We start from the raw sequence: 15,918 nt of genomic DNA, 5'->3' as shown, positions 1-15,918 counted from the left end.
ACAACAAATGAAAATCAAAAAAATTCTGGTTGCCAATAGAGGTGAAATTGCTATTAGGATTCTACGCGCTTGCACTGAATTAAATATTGTAACAGTAGCTATTTACACCTATGAAGATAGGTATTCACAACATAGAAACAAAGCCGATGAATCGTATCAAATTGGTGAAGAGAATCAGCCTTTAAAGCCTTATTTAGATATTGATGCTATTATAGATTTAGCAAAATCTAAAAATGTTGATGCTATTCATCCTGGTTATGGTTTTCTATCTGAAAATTCAGAATTTGCCAGAAAATGCGCTGAAAACAACATTATCTTTATTGGACCAGATCCTGAAGTTATGGATGCGCTTGGAGACAAAATTACAGCTAAAAAAATAGCAGTAAAATGTAAAGTGCCAATTATAGAAAGTAATAAGAAAAAATTAAGTTCGCTAAAAGTCGCAATCTCAGAAGCTAAAACTATTGGTTATCCATTAATGCTTAAAGCTGCTTCTGGTGGAGGTGGTCGTGGGATGCGAATTATTAGAAACACAGAAGACCTAGAACATTTTTTTGACTCAGCTCGAAATGAAGCCTTAAATGCTTTTGGTGATGACACTATGTTTTTAGAAAAATATGTTGAAAACCCAAAACATATAGAAGTCCAAATCGTTGCCGACAGACATGGTAATATTCGTCATTTACATGAAAGAGATTGTTCGGTGCAACGCCGCCACCAAAAGGTCGTAGAGATTGCACCTTCCTTTAATATTTCAGATGCTGTTAAACAAAATTTATATAAATATGCTGTCGCGATAACTTCCGAAGTTAATTACAATAATATTGGTACAGTAGAATTTTTGGTCGATGCCGATGATAATATTTATTTTATTGAAGTCAACCCAAGAATTCAAGTAGAACACACAGTAACCGAAATGGTTACAGGATTCGACTTGGTAAAAACGCAAATTTTTATTGCTGGAGGTTACAAATTATCTGATGAACAAATAAAAATTTATGGTCAAGAAACAATTGCAACTTATGGTTTTGCATTACAATGCAGATTAACCACTGAAGATCCTGGAAATAATTTCACTCCAGATTATGGCAACATAACAACATATCGATCTGCAGCAGGAATGGGAATTCGTTTAGATGCAGGAAGCATTTATCAAGGATATAATGTCAGTCCGTTTTTTGATTCCATGCTAGTAAAAGTTTCAGCACATGGCAGAACTCTAGATGGCGCTACTCGCAAAATGGTAAGAGCCCTTAAAGAATTTAGAATCAGAGGTGTAAAAACGAATATTCACTTTTTACAAAATGTAATCCAACATGAAGACTTTTTAAATGGAAAAGTGTCTGTAAATTTTATTCAAAATACTCCTAGTCTTTTCAAAATTAAATTACCACAAGACCGAACTTCAAAAGCTGTGAAATTTCTTGCAGAAGTTAGTGTTAACGGAAATTCTGATGTTAAATTCACAGACAACACCAAAGTCTTTAGAAATGCTAAATCCCCAAAATTTAGTAAATCATCTCCATTCCCAAAAGGCACCAAAGATTTATTAACGGAACTTGGTCCAGAAGCCTTTTGCAAATGGTTAAAAGAAGACAAAAAAATACATTATACAGACACTACCATGCGTGATGCACATCAATCACTTCTTGCCACTCGCATGAGAAGTTATGATATGTTAAAGGTTGCTGAAAGCTTTGCTAAAAATCACCCAAATACGTTTAGTATGGAAGTCTGGGGAGGAGCAACTTTTGATGTTTGTTTACGCTTTTTACACGAAAGTCCATGGACACGTTTAAGAGAGCTAAGAAAGGCAATTCCTAATATCTTATTCCAAATGCTTTTACGTGGTTCAAATGGTGTTGGTTACAAAGCTTATCCAGACAATTTAATTGAAAAGTTTGTTGAAAAATCTTGGGAAAATGGGGTTGATATTTTTAGAATTTTCGACTCCCTAAATTGGGTCAAAGCAATGGAGCCAAGTATAAATTATGTACGTAATAAAACAGGTGGTATTGCAGAAGCAGCTATTAGCTATACTGGAGATATTTTAGATCCTAAACAAACTAAATACAGCCTAAACTATTATACACAATTAGCTAAAGATTTAGAAAACGCTGGAGCACATATGATAGCCATTAAAGACATGGCAGGATTACTAAAACCTTATGCAGCTACAGAATTAGTAACAGCGTTAAAAGATACTGTCAATCTACCAATACATTTACACACACACGACACCTCTTCTTTACAAACAGCAACTTATTTAAAAGCTATTGAAGCTGGTGTGGATGTGGTTGATGTTGCGCTTGGTGGTTTGTCTGGTTTAACGTCTCAACCTAACTTCAATGCTGTAATAGAAATGGTAAAACACCATGAACGTGCTCATGATTTTGATATGGATACGCTCAATCAATTTTCTAATTTTTGGGAAGACACACGTGAGATGTATTATCCTTTTGAGTCAGGCTTAAAAGCTGGTACTGCTGAAGTATTTCAACATGAAATTCCTGGAGGACAGTATTCTAATTTAAGACCTCAAGCAACAGCTTTAGGTTTAGGAGACCGTTTTGATGAGGTCAAAAAAATGTATGCGCAAGTAAATACCATGTTTGGTAATTTAGTAAAAGTAACACCTAGTTCTAAAGTTGTTGGAGATATGGCTATTTTCATGGTAACCAACAACCTTAGCCCAGAAGATGTTATGACGCAAGGTGAAGGAATTTCATTTCCAGAATCTGTTATTAATTTCTTTAAAGGCGATTTAGGCCAGCCTGTTGGTGGCTTCCCTAAGGCACTTCAAAAAATAATCTTAAAGAATAAAAAAGCTTATACAAATAGGCCAAATGCACATTTAAAACCAATTGATTTTACTGAAGCGTATTCAGCTTTTAAAAAGAAATTTCAAAAAGGATTTACAAGAGCTATAGAAATTGAGGACTTTTTATCTTATACATTATATCCAAAAGTGTTTGAGCAAGCTCATGAAAATTATAAACTTTATGGGAACCTCGCTTTAATTCCTACCAAAAATTTCTTTTATGGCATGAAGCCTGGCGAGGAAATATTAGTAGAATTAGAGCCTGGAAAAACAGTCATAATCAAGCTTCTTTCGATAAGTGTTCCTAATGAATTAGGTTTGAGAACTGTTTTTTTTAAGGTTAATGGCGAAAATAGATTTGTTGAAGTTTTAGACAAATCTTTAAATATCAAAATTGAAGAAAACACTAAAATAGATCCTGCAGATAGTAATCAAATTGGAGCTCCTTTACAAGGTTCTTTGTATAAAATTTTGGTCAAAAAAGGACAAGAAGTAAATGAAAATGATGCTTTATTTGTTATTGAAGCAATGAAAATGGAAACAACTGTAACCGCATTTAAATCAGGAACCATTAAATCTATTACTTTAAAAGAAGGCAGCATGGTAAAACAAGACGATTTAATATTAACTATGGAATAATATATTAACACCTTTTAAAAGTCAAAACCACTTCGCAATTGAAGTGGTTTTTTTCTTACCTCTAAAACCGATAATCTAATTTATAAAGAGAACATCGGCTACACTACCATCATCTAGAAAGCATTATGTACTTTAAGCTAACCAATTTTACATTTAAGTGCAACTCGACAGTTCTATAGTTAAAGCTATTTTTAAAAACCTTTCTTTTTCCAAAGAAGAAATAAAAAATATAGAATCTGTATTTCATAAAGTAGAATATAAAAAAGGGGAACAGCTTCTAAAAGCAAATGAGAAAGGAAACATTCAGTATTATGTTTTAGAAGGCTGCTTAAGATTATATTATGTAGATTCAAATGGAAAAGACCATACAGTACAATTTGCAGTTAATGATTGGTGGATTAGTGATGCAACTGCCTTTTTTAATAACACGAAAGCAATTCTTAATATTGAAGCCATTAGCAATACAATTGTGTATGAACTATCAAAAAAAGATCGAGATGCTTTATATAAACAAATCCCTAAAATTGAGTCTTTCTTTAGAAAAAAACTAGAAAGAGCATTTGCTTCATTTCAAAAAAGAACGATAATAAATTTATCACAATCTGCTGCTGAGCGTTACACTAATTTTATTAATACCTATCCAAACATTGAAGTTCATTTAAAAAATTATCATATCGCTTCCTATTTAGGAATCACTACAGAAAGTCTAAGTAGAATTAGAAAGGAATTAGTTAACAATTAAATTTATTAACATACATCAATTTTTTTTCAGAGTTACTCCTGTAATTTTGCAGTTCCTTATAAGTGTTATAAACACTATAAACTTAATCCCTATTAATAGCTAATTAAGCGCAAGTTCTTCAACTTGCGCTTTTTTTAACCCTATTTTTATCACAACCATCTCACAAAAAATTATTAACTTGTTAGCTTATAACTATCACCTTATAACATGACAAAAAAACATCAATTTTTCGCTTTATTTTTATTTACGGTATGCATTACAACCACAATAGCACAAGAAAAAACAGTTCCTATTTTTGAAAATGGAGAAGCTCAAATAGTAGAAGGTTTTAGTGATTATAAAGAATGGATAAGACACGACCTTTGGGTCGAAACCACATTTAATACAGATGGTGATGATAAACTCGATCGCATGCATGTATCTGTAACAAGACCAAGTCAAACAGATACCGAAGGCTTGAAACTTCCTGTCATTTATGTAACTAGTCCATATTTCGCAGGTGTAGCTGGAGATGTAAATGGTGTGATGTGGAATGTAGAACATGAACTAGGTGAACCCGCTAATGAAGAACGAGTACACCCTGAAGTTGTTCGCACTGGTAAACGTCCTATAATTTCTAACTCTCATCTTATGAAATGGGTGCCTCGTGGTTATATTGTAGTCCATTCTTCTTCTCCAGGAACAGGTTTATCTCAAGGCGCACCTACGGTTGGTGGAGAAAATGAATCACTTGCTCCTAAAGCTGTTATAGATTGGTTAAATGGTCATGCAAAAGGGTACACATCTCCTGATGGCAATGAAACTGTTGAAGCTACTTGGACTACTGGAAAAGTTGGAATGACAGGAACTTCATATAACGGAACCCTTCCTCTAGCTGCGGCAACCACAGGTGTAGAGGGCTTAGAAGCTATTATACCTATTGCACCTAACACCTCATATTATCACTACTATAGGTCAAATGGTTTAGTGCGCTCTCCTGGTGGTTATTTAGGTGAAGACATTGATGTTTTATATGATTTTATTCATAGTGGAGATGAAAGTAAACGTCCATACAACAATAAAACAGTTAGAGATACTGAAATGATGAATGGCATGGATAGACTTACTGGAGATTATAATGATTTTTGGGCTGGACGCGATTATTTAAATCATATGAAAAACATGAAAGCCGCTTTATTAATGTCTCACGGATTTAATGATTGGAATGTGATGCCAGAACATAGTTACAGAATTTACGAACAAGCAAAAAAACAAGGCCTGCCTACTCAAATTTATTACCATCAAAATGGACATGGTGGACCACCTCCAATAACAATGATGAACCGTTGGTTTACTAGATATCTTCATGGTATTGAAAATGGTGTTGAAAAAGATCCTCAAGCTTGGATTGTTAGAGAAAATGATAATCACGACAACCCAACAGCTTATGATGCGTATCCAAACACTAAGGCGCAACCTGTAACACTTCATTTAAATAAAAGTGAAAATAAAATTGGCGCATTAACAACAAAACAAAATAAGAACCAAGGGAGAGAGACACTAATAGACGATTTTAATATCTCTGGAAAAGAACATGCGCAAGCCGAAAACTCTAAAAACAGATTGCTATTTGTAACGCCAACACTAACCCAAGACTTACATCTATCTGGTGAAGCTTCAATAACCATTAGTGTATCAAGCAATAAGCCTGCAGTAAATTTATCTGTGTGGCTTGTATCTTTACCATGGGAAAACGATTCAAAAATTATAACAGACAATATTATTACTCGTGGTTGGGCAGATCCACAAAATTCTAAGTCATTAACAGAAAGTTCACCTTTAAAACCTGGTGAGTTTTACGACTTGACTTTTAAACTTCAACCTGACGACCAAATTATTAGAACTGGGCAGCAAATTGGTTTAATTATTTTTTCAAGTGATAAAGAATTTACACTTCATCCTAAACCAGGAACAGAATTAACTACAGACTTAGACAAAACAAGCATAACACTTCCTGTTGTTGGCGGAATTGAGGCTTTTAAAAAAGCAACAGAATAAATAGATAAAATTAAAACACAAAAATGCTAGGTTTAAAATTAGAAACTGATCCACGTTGGGCTAATATTGCTGAATCTAATTTAGAAGAAATTTTAACAGACCATGCTTGGTGTGAACAAAAAGCTGCAACTAATGCCATAAAATTGGTATCCTTAAATTCTGAACATGTCGATTTAGTTACTGAACTTCTCATTATCGCTCAAGAAGAATTGGAACATTTTCAAATGGTGCATAACATTATTAAAGCAAGAGGATACAAACTAGGTCCAGAACGCAAAGACAGTTATGTTAATGAGCTTTTTAAATTCATTATTAAAGGAGGTAATAAACATCAAAGCTTAGTTGATAGACTTCTATTTTCGGCAATGATTGAAGCCCGAAGCTGTGAACGTTTCAAGCTATTATCTACAACGATAAAAGACAAGGAACTCGCTAAATTTTACCATGAACTCATGATTAGTGAAGCTGGGCATTATACCACATTTATTGGTTTTGCAAGGCAGTATGGACAAAATGTCAATGTTGATAAACGCTGGGAAGAATTTCTACAATTTGAAGGTGAACTTATTAAAAGTTATGGTAAAAAAGAGACTATACATGGCTAAATTATAATCTAGCTTTACTCATTGAAAAGCAGCTTTAACTAAATGCACCTTTTTTTATTCGCAATAGATATTTAGGTTTGATGCATAATAACATTAATACTATATATTATGAAAAATTATAACACAAAATCTCAAAAAAGTAAATCAATTCAATATTTAACAGCTATTGCCTTTTTATGCTTAATGCTTTTTTCTGTTTCTACAACACAGGCACAAGACACCAAAAAAACTCCTGAAAGTGATAAAAATATTATTGTTAAAGGGAATGTTTCAGATGAAAACGCTCCTCTTTTGGGTGTTAATATTGTTTTAGAAGGTACGCGAATAGGAACCGTTACAGACATAGATGGAAATTTTGAATTTCCTCAAAAACTTAAAAAAGGAGATGTTTTAATCTTTAGCTATATTGGCTTAAAACCTCAAAAAGTAGCTATCAATGATGAAGATTCAACTTCAAAAATTGAACTAAAAATAGATATGAATATGACCGAAGTTGTTATCATGACTAAAATGGCAACAAAAAAAGTATATTCATCTAACAGAAATTAAATGAAAAAGATATTCCTTTTCATATCAATTCTAATTATAAATAGCTCAAATGCTCAAGTATCAGATTTTAAAACTATAGATTTTACAAGAGCTGATAATATTGCTAAATTAAATGAAGGTGCTCCTTTAAATAATTTGCCATTACTAGTACACAACTTGACGTTTAATCTTCCAACAAAAGTTGAAAAATTTAGGGCTATTTATTCTTGGGTTTGTAATAACATAAAAGGAGATGCTAGCCAAGATCACAAAGTAGAAAAAAAGCTTATAAAACTTAAAAATGATAGTCTAGCTTATATAAAGTGGAGTAATCAATATAAAAAAGTAGCTTTTAAAAAATTAGTGAAACATAAAAAAACCATGTGCACTGGTTATGCCTACCTCATCAAAGAATTGTGTTTTTTGGCTAATATAGATTGTGAAATTGTTAATGGTTATGGAAGAACTGTAAATAGCAATATTGAGAAACTCGAATTAGCAAATCATTCATGGAACGCCGTAAAATTAAATAACAAATGGTATTTATGTGATGCGACTTGGTCTAGTGGATATTCGACTGAAACGGATGATTTTGTACAGGATTATAATGATGGTTATTTTTTAACAGATCCAGTTTTATTTGCGCAAAGTCATTATCCAATTCAAAAAAAATGGTTATTAGATGAGGCTTTAATAAATACTGAATTTGTAGCATCACCAATAGTTTATGGCGAAACTTTTTTGCATAAAATAATACCTATTAGCCCAAAAGAGCTAAACTCTTCAGCAACAACAAACGAAGAAATTAACTTTAGCTTTAAACCCTTAAAACAGACGTCTTTAGGTCAAATTGCTTTAATACAATATTTAGGAATTAAAGAAATATCCTTAAAAATTTATGATCTTAAAACTGAACATGGAATCATCAGCTTTAAACATCAGTTTAAACATAAAGGGCTTTATGATGTCCACCTAAAAATTGGCAACGACATTGTTGCTACTTATACTATAAACGTCACTAAGGACAAAAGACAACTACTTGTGCTTAATTAGTAGTATATACTATTAATTTGAAGTAAAATGCAACTAAAAAACTTACCTTTGTTACAAATAAAGCACATGTCATTTAAAGACTTACAAATTAATAAACCTTTACTTCGTGCCATTGCTGAAGCAGGTTATGATAATCCGACTTTGGTTCAAGAAAAAACGATTCCTTTTGTTTTAGACAAAAAAGATGTGATTTGCTCGGCTCAAACAGGAACTGGAAAAACGGCTGCTTTTGCATTGCCAATACTTCAATTGCTATTTGACAAACAAGATGCTCCAAAAAAAGGAAAAAAAATTCGTGCACTAATTGTAAGTCCAACTAGAGAACTCGCTATACAGATACTAGAAAATTTTAAAACCTATGCTAAAAACACCAACTTACGCAGTACAGTTATTTTTGGTGGTACAAGCATAGAACCACAAAAAGATGTGCTAAAAAAAGGCGTCGATATTCTTATTGCAACTCCTGGTCGTTTGTTAGATTTACATAAACAGGACTGTATTAATCTCGATTATATTGAAACGCTTGTTTTGGATGAAGCCGATTTAATGCTTGATATGGGATTTATAGACGATGTAAAAAAAATAGAACGTTTATGTCCAGAAGGCAAACAGATATTATTATTTTCTGCAACAATGCCTTATAAGGTAGAGCAACTTGCAAATACAATCTTAAAAGACCCTAAACGTATTGAAGTCACGCCAACATCTTCAGCAGCAAAAAATGTTAGTCAGGCCTTATATTACGTGCCTAAGCGCAATAAAATAGAATTATGTCTGCACTTGCTTCGTAATACTATAAAAGGTAATATTTTAATTTTTAGACGTACTAAATTCGGTGTAGATAAATTAGAGCAAACACTGCTCAAAAATGGATATAAGGTAGATACCATTCATGGTGACAAAGCACAAAACTTACGCCAGGATGCCTTAAATAAATTTAAAAGTGGCTACGTTAATATACTTATTGCTACAGATGTTGCTGCACGAGGTATAGATATAAATGAGTTAGATGCTGTTGTGAATTTCGATTTACCTAACGTACCTGAAACTTATGTACATCGTATAGGCAGAACTGGTCGTGCTGGAAACTTTGGAAACGCATATTCTTTATGTTCTGCAGATGAAAAGACTTATGTTAAAAGTATTCAGCAATTAATTAATATTCAAATTCCTATAGAGGAAGAGCATCCTTATCCTTTAGATCCGAAAGCAAAACCCATTCAACATAAATCTAAAAAAACAGGCAGCAAACATAAAAAAGGACGAAAAAGTGAAGCCTCTAAAAAGAAAAAGAAGCGTTGGTATTAGACATTTATAAATTCTAAAAAAAGTTATATCTTTCTGATGAAATCAACGCATTATGAGTCAAGATTATAACAATCCAGCATTCAAAAAACTACTTTCAAAACTTCAAGAAGAAAGCTGGCAATTAGAACTTCTAATTTCTGGATTTGCCATTTTTGGGCTTTTCACTGCATTTCCAGCCATTTCAGAAAGCGTTCTTGAATCAAAGAACACGCAACAAATGTATAAGTTTGTGATATCGATAGTCGCACAGATTTCTTGCGCTATTCTTATTTTTAATTTATTACTTCATGTACTCTTGCGTGGACTATGGATTGGAGCACTAGGCTTAAGATATGTCTCTGGAGATATTGAATATGACGAATTAAATTACAGCGCAAAATTCACGAATTACCTCAAAAAGAAAGTAGGGTCTTTTGACAAATATATCGGGACCTTAGAAAACTATTGTAGTATTATTTTTGCCATTTCCTTTCTCCTTATATTTTATGTTTTAGCCATTACTTTTACGATAATTGCCATTGGCTTGATAGGCAATTTTATTATTGGTAATGAAGATTTACCTACTTGGTTATCTAAAGGTGTTGGTATTACACTGATGATTTTTATAATTCTTGGCATGCTCATTAGTTTTATTGATTTTGTAACGCAAGGGTTCTTAAAAAAGAAAAAATGGTTATCAAAACTCTACTTCCCTGTTTATTGGGTTTTTGGCTTTATAACTTTATCATTTTTATATCGACCACTAGTTTATAATTTCTTAGATAATAAATTTGGAAGACGATTAAGTTTCACCCTTGTCCCTATTTATTTTATTATTTTATTAATGACTTCTGTTCGCTATAACTATTCTAATTACTTAAGTGAAACTGCATCGTCTAATGATTTTATATCAAACAATGATAATTATGAAGATTTAGTTGAAGTAAATAATGGTCTTATTGAAGATGTTGTTATTCAATCTAAAATTATAACTGATCCATTTATTAAAATATTTGTGGCTTTTAATGATAATATTGAAGATAGAATTTTTGATTTTAACCCTGATTTAGAACCCGAAAAAGACAAAAGAGGGTTATTATCAGATATTACCTTTAGCAACAAAATGGTGAGCACTAATAAAAGAGATAGCTTACGTAGAGAGTATTTAAAGACTTTCAATGCTATTTATAAAATTAATATTGACACTTTATCATTTGACTCTAATTTTATCATTTCAAAAAGTAAAAAAGGAAACCTTGGCTTTGAAACCTACATAAGTACTAAAAGACTTCTAGAAGGAAAACACCTTCTAGAAATTAATAGGTTAATTGTTGAAAAAAATGACACAACGACTAGGGAAGTCTCGAAAATTCCGTTTTGGTATTATTTAGACTAAACTTCAAATCGTTTATCAAAATGATTTTTTAATAAAGGAATCTGCACACAAATCATTATTGACAAAAAGACAAGGGCATACATTAATGTTTTTGACATTTTAAAACTAGAAACAGTATGTATAATACTATTATTAGTTAGGCTTTCAAAATTAACATGACTAAACCAGCTTGTTTCATTAGAAGGTGTTATTATAAACAAATAAACACTAATCGCCAAAATAGCAAAACCAATAACACTCCAAACACGCTTAGAAATCAAAGGTTTGTATGTTGTAATCGTATTAGATTCTATAGCTTCAATTTGAGACATTATCTGACTTGTAAAATCTTCTGATGGTGATTTTAATTCAGTGTCTTGCATCACTTTTCTCACTAATCGTTCTATTGCTTTATCTTCGTGTGCTTTCATAACTCTCTATTATTTCTGGTTCTAACTTTACTCTTAAAATTTCGGCCAGCTTTTTACGGCTTCTAAATAATTTCACTTTTACATTGTTTGCTTTCAAATTAACCACTTTAGATATTTCCTCTAACGATAATTCTTCAAAATAATATAAGGTTAATAAAGCACAATCTTCAGATGGCAATAATTGCAAACAGTCTTGAATTGCTTGCTGACGTTCTTGTACTTCCATCATGTTTAAAGCATCATCTATGGTTTTGACTTGATGTTCTGTAAATTCATTAATTTCAACGGTTTGCTGCTTACGTTTATGACTTTTTAATCGATCTAAACTCGTGTTATAAGCAATGCGATAAATCCACGTTGAAAACTTAGAGTCGCCTTTAAATTTTTTTAATGATTTAAAAACTTTTATAAAAGTATCTTGAGACACTTCCTCAGCTTCTTCCCTATTTTTCATCATTCTCAACGCTAGAGTAAATACTAAATCCTTATAACGATCAACCAATACAGCGAATACTTGTGTATCGCCATTCATTATCCTATGAATTAATATTTGGTCGCTGTTGGTGGTCATTTGTGCATTTGACGACCAATCATTAGGCTTGGTTACAAACGAGAAAAGAAAATATTTTGGAAAAGTTGTAACCATCATTTAAAAGTTATCGTCTTAAGCTAAGAACACATTAAAAATAATCAATTAAAAACTAACAATTATGGGATCAGAATTAATAATTATACCAATTATATTTGGTGCAATCTTTGGAGTATTTTATTTATACTTCTCAACACGCAATAAAGAACGCTTAGCCCTTATTGAAAAAGGTGCTGACGCTAGTATTTTCATGAAGGGAAAAGGCCATACAGCTCCTATCTGGAAAGTGCTAATACTAAATGCAGCCTTATTATTAATGGGAATTGGAATTGGTGTTTTTATAGCCTCTTTATTAGACAGCTATACCAGTTTAGATGAAGAAGCTGTTTACCCTGCTACCATTTTCTTTATGGCTGGAATTGGACTATTCATCGGCTTTAAAATGACCAAAGATTTAGACAAGGAATAGCACTTAACAACCAATCAATCATTAAAACTGCTAACTCATCATTAGCAGTTTTTTTTATTTAATAATGTATCTTTAGCATTCAAACATTAAATTTCATTATTAATGAAGCTTTATATTGGATTTATAATCCTACTTTTTACGAGTCTTAGTATTTTTAGTCAAACTACAATTCTAGATCAAAAGAATGGTGAACCCGTTTCTTATGCCACAATTTCATTTGGAAATGGAAATGGCATCTTTGCAGATGATGAAGGTCAGTTTATTTTTACAAAAAAACTATATTCAGATATTGATACTATTTACATTTCGGCTTTAGGCTATAAAAGTCTTGATATTCCTACTGAAAACCTTTCAAAAGAAATAGAATTAACTCCATTTCAAGATGCTTTAGATGAAGTATTATTAAGATTTAAACCTAAAGGGAAATCTAAAGTTGAAAAATTAAAACCTACGTTACATGACGATTATTATAAGTGCTGGTTACCAACTATAGAGAGTGAAATTGCTGTATTTTTCAATAACGAAAATCCTTCAAAAGCAAAAAAAATAAGCACCTTGTTTCTTCCTATTAAGGTTGAAGCCAAAGATTGGAGTAAACGCAAAACAAAGACCTCTAATAAAATTCCGTTTTCGACTTTATTTAGAGTTCATTTTTATGAAAACAATAATGGACTTCCTGGTGATGTTATTACTTATGATGAAATTGTTTTTCGAGTTACTGAAGCGAGTGAAAGTGTTTTTGAACTAGATGTATCTAACTCTGACATTTTTATACCAAAGGAAGGCCTATTTGTATCACTTCAAGTTTTAGGTTATACAGATAAAACTGGCAAATTATTACCCAATAAAAAATACAGAGAAATAAAAACGAAACAAGGTATTGTTAAGATTTCAACCACATTTAGACCTTTACTTCCATTTACTGATGCCATTGATACGCCAAAAACCTATGTAAAACGCATCTTTTTAAATAATAATCAATGGGTTTTGTTTGACGAAAAAAATATAGACAACTCTAATTTATTAAAAGCTGGTTTAAATAATTATGGTATTGGCTTAGGCTTACAGGTCTACAAAGAAGAAGAATAATTACTCTACAGGAAAATCAAAATATTGATTTTTAAAAGGTTCTCCTCGCAATGTAAAGTGCCACCACTCTTGGGGATAATGCCTAAACCCAAATTTAATCATGGTGTTGTGTAGCAACATTCTATTGGACTTTTGAGTTTCAGTTAACGCCTCATGTAACAACCAAGAAGCTTTTCCAAAATAATCGTAAGGTGTTCCCATATCAAGCTCTTCTCCTGTTAATAAATCAACTATAGTTAGATCTAGCGTACTTCCACTACTATGTCTAGAACGCGAAGCAATATAACCTTCATTAAACAAATTACGCTTATCAACTTCAGGATAGAATTCTTGTTTCATTAAGGTGTCATTCACATTCTTGGCCCATTTAGAAAAATGATTTACTGCACGTTGTGGTCTGTAAGCATCAAAAATTTTAAGCCCTAAGTTTTGTTTTTTCAGGGCCTCTTGAACCTTTTTTAAAGCATGAGTGGCTTCTTTAGTTAAAATACAAACTTCAGCATGATATCCATCAATAGGTTGACCAACGAAATTATTATTCAAACAGTAACGCATTTCCAATTGAATATCTAAAATCTCATCCTCAACGTACACAAATCCGTCAGGTAGCTGAGCAAATGCTGTTAAATGCATCAGGAACAATAAAAGCAAATTCTTAAATTTCATTGTGAGTTCTTTAAATGCTAATTTAGAGAAAAATATAATTATCTGATAAAGTTACCGTTAATCAAATAAGCATTAACATATAAAATGTGAAATTATAACATAAAAAAAACCGAGGTCCCTCAACCTCGGTTCTTATAATTTGCATTTTTATTATGGGTCAGATTTAGGGTCTCTAGTATCATCAACATAATGCAAATATTAATTAATTAATCCATTGAACTAAAAAGTAAATTTCTAGTACACTTCAAATGTAAAATTATATTTGAAAAATAACGTTTAAGTGTATTTATTTTCGATGAAATGCACGTTTTTTTAACATTTAAAGTCAAAATAATCAATATTATCGATGAAATGCACGTTTATTAACATAAAAAAACAGCCTTTAAATGATCTTTATAAAATTTAAATAATCTAATTTTACGTAAATAATGGGTTGGCATTTTGTTTGATTAACTTTATAATAAAAATAAATTATATGAAGCTTAAATTTATAATTATTACTTTCTTATTTAGTCTTTCTGTCTGTGCACAAGACAAGGTTTTTAGTTCAGAAGAAATCGCTATTAATGATTTAATTGATGGTACGTTATTAACTCCTCTTGATCATTCTAAGTCGGTTCTAGCTATAATTATAGCTGGTTCTGGCCCTACTAATAGAGATGGAAATCAAAATTTTTTAAAAAACAATTCCCTTAAAAAATTAGCAGAAGGCTTATCAAATCAAGGAATAGCTACGTTTAGGTATGATAAGCGTATTGTCAAACAAATACGAAAGGGTAAAGTAGACAAAAACATGATGTTTGATGATTTTGTCACTGATGCAATTTCAATAATTGACCATTTCAAAGAAAAAAACAGCTTTTCCAAAATATATATTATTGGACATAGTCAAGGGAGTTTAGTAGGAATGTTAGCTGCTAAAGCTAGAGCTAATGGTTTTATCTCGTTAGCAGGTGCTGGTCAATCTATTGATGCCGTTATACTAGAACAAATAGAAAAAACAGCACCAATGTATACTGAAGATTCAAAAAAAGTTTTTGACATCTTAAAACAGCATAAAACAACAACAGATTTTCCTCCTGCACTTGCTTCAATTTTTGATGTTTCTATTCAACCCTTTATGAGTAACTGGATGAAATACAATCCGCAGAGTTTAATTAAAGAGCTTGATATGCCTATTCTACTAATTAATGGAACAAAAGATTTACAAGTAAGTGTCGCTGAAGCTAATCTGTTAAAAGAAGCGTCAAATAATGCAGAATTAGTTATTATAGAAAATATGAACCATATTCTTTTTACTATCGAAGGTGATGATTTAGAAAATTCAAAATCATATAATGAAGCTTTCAGAAAAATAAACCCTGAAGTCATAGAACGCATTGTTAATTTCATAAAATAAAAAAAACACAACATATACTAAAAAAGAAAAGCGTCTAAAAAGACGCTTTTCTTAACTAACCAACCAAAAATTAGTTACTACACTTTTATTAAAAGTAACCACACTTTAAAAAGCTTTATTGTAGTAACTGTTATATACTATTCAATCATCGTGCCAAAGTTTATTTTGATATTAAAAACTTTACGGAT

At 31.6% G+C, this 15,918-nt stretch carries 14 protein-coding genes; 11 read left to right on the top strand and 3 right to left on the bottom strand.

Annotated elements, in window-relative coordinates; translation table 11 throughout:
• Window positions 1-7 precede the first annotated feature (7 nt).
• From ACFS5M_RS06205 to ACFS5M_RS06170, 8 genes are all read left to right on the top strand, one after another.
• Window positions 8-3,460 carry a pyruvate carboxylase gene (locus ACFS5M_RS06205; protein WP_183486855.1) on the top strand — a complete coding sequence of 1,151 codons (3,453 nt, stop codon included), beginning with the start codon at window positions 8-10 and terminating at the stop codon, window positions 3,458-3,460.
• A gap of 157 nt (window positions 3,461-3,617) precedes the next feature.
• Window positions 3,618-4,202 carry a Crp/Fnr family transcriptional regulator gene (locus tag ACFS5M_RS06200; protein ID WP_183486853.1) on the top strand — a complete coding sequence of 195 codons (585 nt, stop codon included), beginning with the start codon at window positions 3,618-3,620 and terminating at the stop codon, window positions 4,200-4,202.
• A 207-nt stretch (window positions 4,203-4,409) separates the two neighbouring features.
• Complete coding sequence (locus ACFS5M_RS06195) at window positions 4,410-6,239, top strand: Xaa-Pro dipeptidyl-peptidase (protein WP_183486851.1); 1,830 nt, start codon at window positions 4,410-4,412, stop codon at window positions 6,237-6,239.
• A 23-nt stretch (window positions 6,240-6,262) separates the two neighbouring features.
• Window positions 6,263-6,844 (top strand): tRNA-(ms[2]io[6]A)-hydroxylase, encoded by a 582-nt coding sequence (gene miaE / locus ACFS5M_RS06190; protein WP_183486849.1) that lies wholly within the window; start codon window positions 6,263-6,265, stop codon window positions 6,842-6,844.
• A gap of 108 nt (window positions 6,845-6,952) precedes the next feature.
• Entirely contained in the window at window positions 6,953-7,393 is a 441-nt protein-coding gene (locus ACFS5M_RS06185) for a carboxypeptidase-like regulatory domain-containing protein (protein WP_183486847.1), read from the top strand.
• Window positions 7,394-8,425, top strand: coding sequence for a transglutaminase domain-containing protein (locus ACFS5M_RS06180; protein ID WP_183486845.1), 1,032 nt, complete (start codon window positions 7,394-7,396; stop codon window positions 8,423-8,425). It begins immediately after the preceding gene.
• A gap of 66 nt (window positions 8,426-8,491) precedes the next feature.
• The gene (locus tag ACFS5M_RS06175; protein WP_183486843.1) at window positions 8,492-9,733 is read left to right on the top strand and encodes a DEAD/DEAH box helicase; all 1,242 of its coding nucleotides are present in this window, start codon (window positions 8,492-8,494) and stop codon (window positions 9,731-9,733) included.
• A 52-nt stretch (window positions 9,734-9,785) separates the two neighbouring features.
• On the top strand, window positions 9,786-11,108 hold the full coding sequence (locus ACFS5M_RS06170) for a hypothetical protein (protein ID WP_183486841.1): 1,323 nt from the start codon (window positions 9,786-9,788) through the stop codon (window positions 11,106-11,108).
• Here the strand turns inward: ACFS5M_RS06170 and ACFS5M_RS06165 are convergent.
• A complete protein-coding gene (locus ACFS5M_RS06165; RefSeq protein ID WP_183486839.1) occupies window positions 11,105-11,518 on the bottom strand; it encodes a hypothetical protein in 414 nt (137 codons plus the stop codon). The genes ACFS5M_RS06170 and ACFS5M_RS06165 overlap by 4 nt on opposite strands.
• Window positions 11,499-12,089, bottom strand: a complete 591-nt coding sequence (locus ACFS5M_RS06160; RefSeq protein ID WP_183487301.1) for an RNA polymerase sigma factor — start codon at window positions 12,087-12,089, stop codon at window positions 11,499-11,501. Before ACFS5M_RS06160 ends, ACFS5M_RS06165 begins: the two co-directional genes overlap by 20 nt.
• Before the next feature lie 139 nt (window positions 12,090-12,228).
• Here ACFS5M_RS06160 and ACFS5M_RS06155 point away from each other — a divergent pair, with 139 nt between their 5' ends.
• Window positions 12,229-12,576 carry a DUF6249 domain-containing protein gene (locus ACFS5M_RS06155; RefSeq protein ID WP_183486837.1) on the top strand — a complete coding sequence of 116 codons (348 nt, stop codon included), beginning with the start codon at window positions 12,229-12,231 and terminating at the stop codon, window positions 12,574-12,576.
• Between the two features lie 102 nt (window positions 12,577-12,678).
• On the top strand, window positions 12,679-13,665 hold the full coding sequence (locus ACFS5M_RS06150; RefSeq protein ID WP_183486835.1) for a hypothetical protein: 987 nt from the start codon (window positions 12,679-12,681) through the stop codon (window positions 13,663-13,665).
• Here ACFS5M_RS06150 and ACFS5M_RS06145 read toward each other — a convergent pair whose 3' ends face one another.
• The gene (locus ACFS5M_RS06145) at window positions 13,666-14,331 is read right to left on the bottom strand and encodes a M15 family metallopeptidase (RefSeq protein ID WP_183486833.1); all 666 of its coding nucleotides are present in this window, start codon (window positions 14,329-14,331) and stop codon (window positions 13,666-13,668) included. It abuts the gene before it with no gap.
• 475 nt (window positions 14,332-14,806) lie between these two features.
• Between ACFS5M_RS06145 and ACFS5M_RS06140 the strand changes: the two genes are divergently transcribed.
• Window positions 14,807-15,730: an alpha/beta hydrolase gene (locus ACFS5M_RS06140; RefSeq protein WP_183486831.1), complete on the top strand. Its 924-nt coding sequence runs from the start codon at window positions 14,807-14,809 to the stop codon at window positions 15,728-15,730.
• The last annotated feature ends 188 nt before the right edge of the window (window positions 15,731-15,918 follow it).

Origin of the sequence: Lacinutrix iliipiscaria (assembly GCF_042686125.1) — a bacterium.
Classification (GTDB): Bacteria; Bacteroidota; Bacteroidia; order Flavobacteriales; family Flavobacteriaceae; genus Oceanihabitans; species Oceanihabitans iliipiscarium.
The sequence above is the reverse complement of the archived record's forward strand: the minus strand, read 5'-3'. Positions and strand labels throughout refer to the sequence as shown.

Excerpts from the sequence above, each read along its gene's own strand:
- ACFS5M_RS06205 (WP_183486855.1), top strand. The coding sequence starts at position 8 with ATGAAAATCAAAAAAATTCTGGTTGCCAATAGAGGTGAAATTGCTATT.
- ACFS5M_RS06195 (WP_183486851.1), top strand. The coding sequence starts at position 4,410 with ATGACAAAAAAACATCAATTTTTCGCTTTATTTTTATTTACGGTATGC.
- miaE (WP_183486849.1), top strand. The coding sequence starts at position 6,263 with ATGCTAGGTTTAAAATTAGAAACTGATCCACGTTGGGCTAATATTGCT.
- ACFS5M_RS06185 (WP_183486847.1), top strand. The coding sequence starts at position 6,953 with ATGAAAAATTATAACACAAAATCTCAAAAAAGTAAATCAATTCAATAT.
- ACFS5M_RS06180 (WP_183486845.1), top strand. The coding sequence starts at position 7,394 with ATGAAAAAGATATTCCTTTTCATATCAATTCTAATTATAAATAGCTCA.
- ACFS5M_RS06175 (WP_183486843.1), top strand. The coding sequence starts at position 8,492 with ATGTCATTTAAAGACTTACAAATTAATAAACCTTTACTTCGTGCCATT.
- ACFS5M_RS06170 (WP_183486841.1), top strand. The coding sequence starts at position 9,786 with ATGAGTCAAGATTATAACAATCCAGCATTCAAAAAACTACTTTCAAAA.
- ACFS5M_RS06165 (WP_183486839.1), bottom strand. The coding sequence starts at position 11,518 with ATGAAAGCACACGAAGATAAAGCAATAGAACGATTAGTGAGAAAAGTG.
- ACFS5M_RS06160 (WP_183487301.1), bottom strand. The coding sequence starts at position 12,089 with ATGACCACCAACAGCGACCAAATATTAATTCATAGGATAATGAATGGC.
- ACFS5M_RS06155 (WP_183486837.1), top strand. The coding sequence starts at position 12,229 with ATGGGATCAGAATTAATAATTATACCAATTATATTTGGTGCAATCTTT.
- ACFS5M_RS06150 (WP_183486835.1), top strand. The coding sequence starts at position 12,679 with ATGAAGCTTTATATTGGATTTATAATCCTACTTTTTACGAGTCTTAGT.
- ACFS5M_RS06145 (WP_183486833.1), bottom strand. The coding sequence starts at position 14,331 with ATGAAATTTAAGAATTTGCTTTTATTGTTCCTGATGCATTTAACAGCA.
- ACFS5M_RS06140 (WP_183486831.1), top strand. The coding sequence starts at position 14,807 with ATGAAGCTTAAATTTATAATTATTACTTTCTTATTTAGTCTTTCTGTC.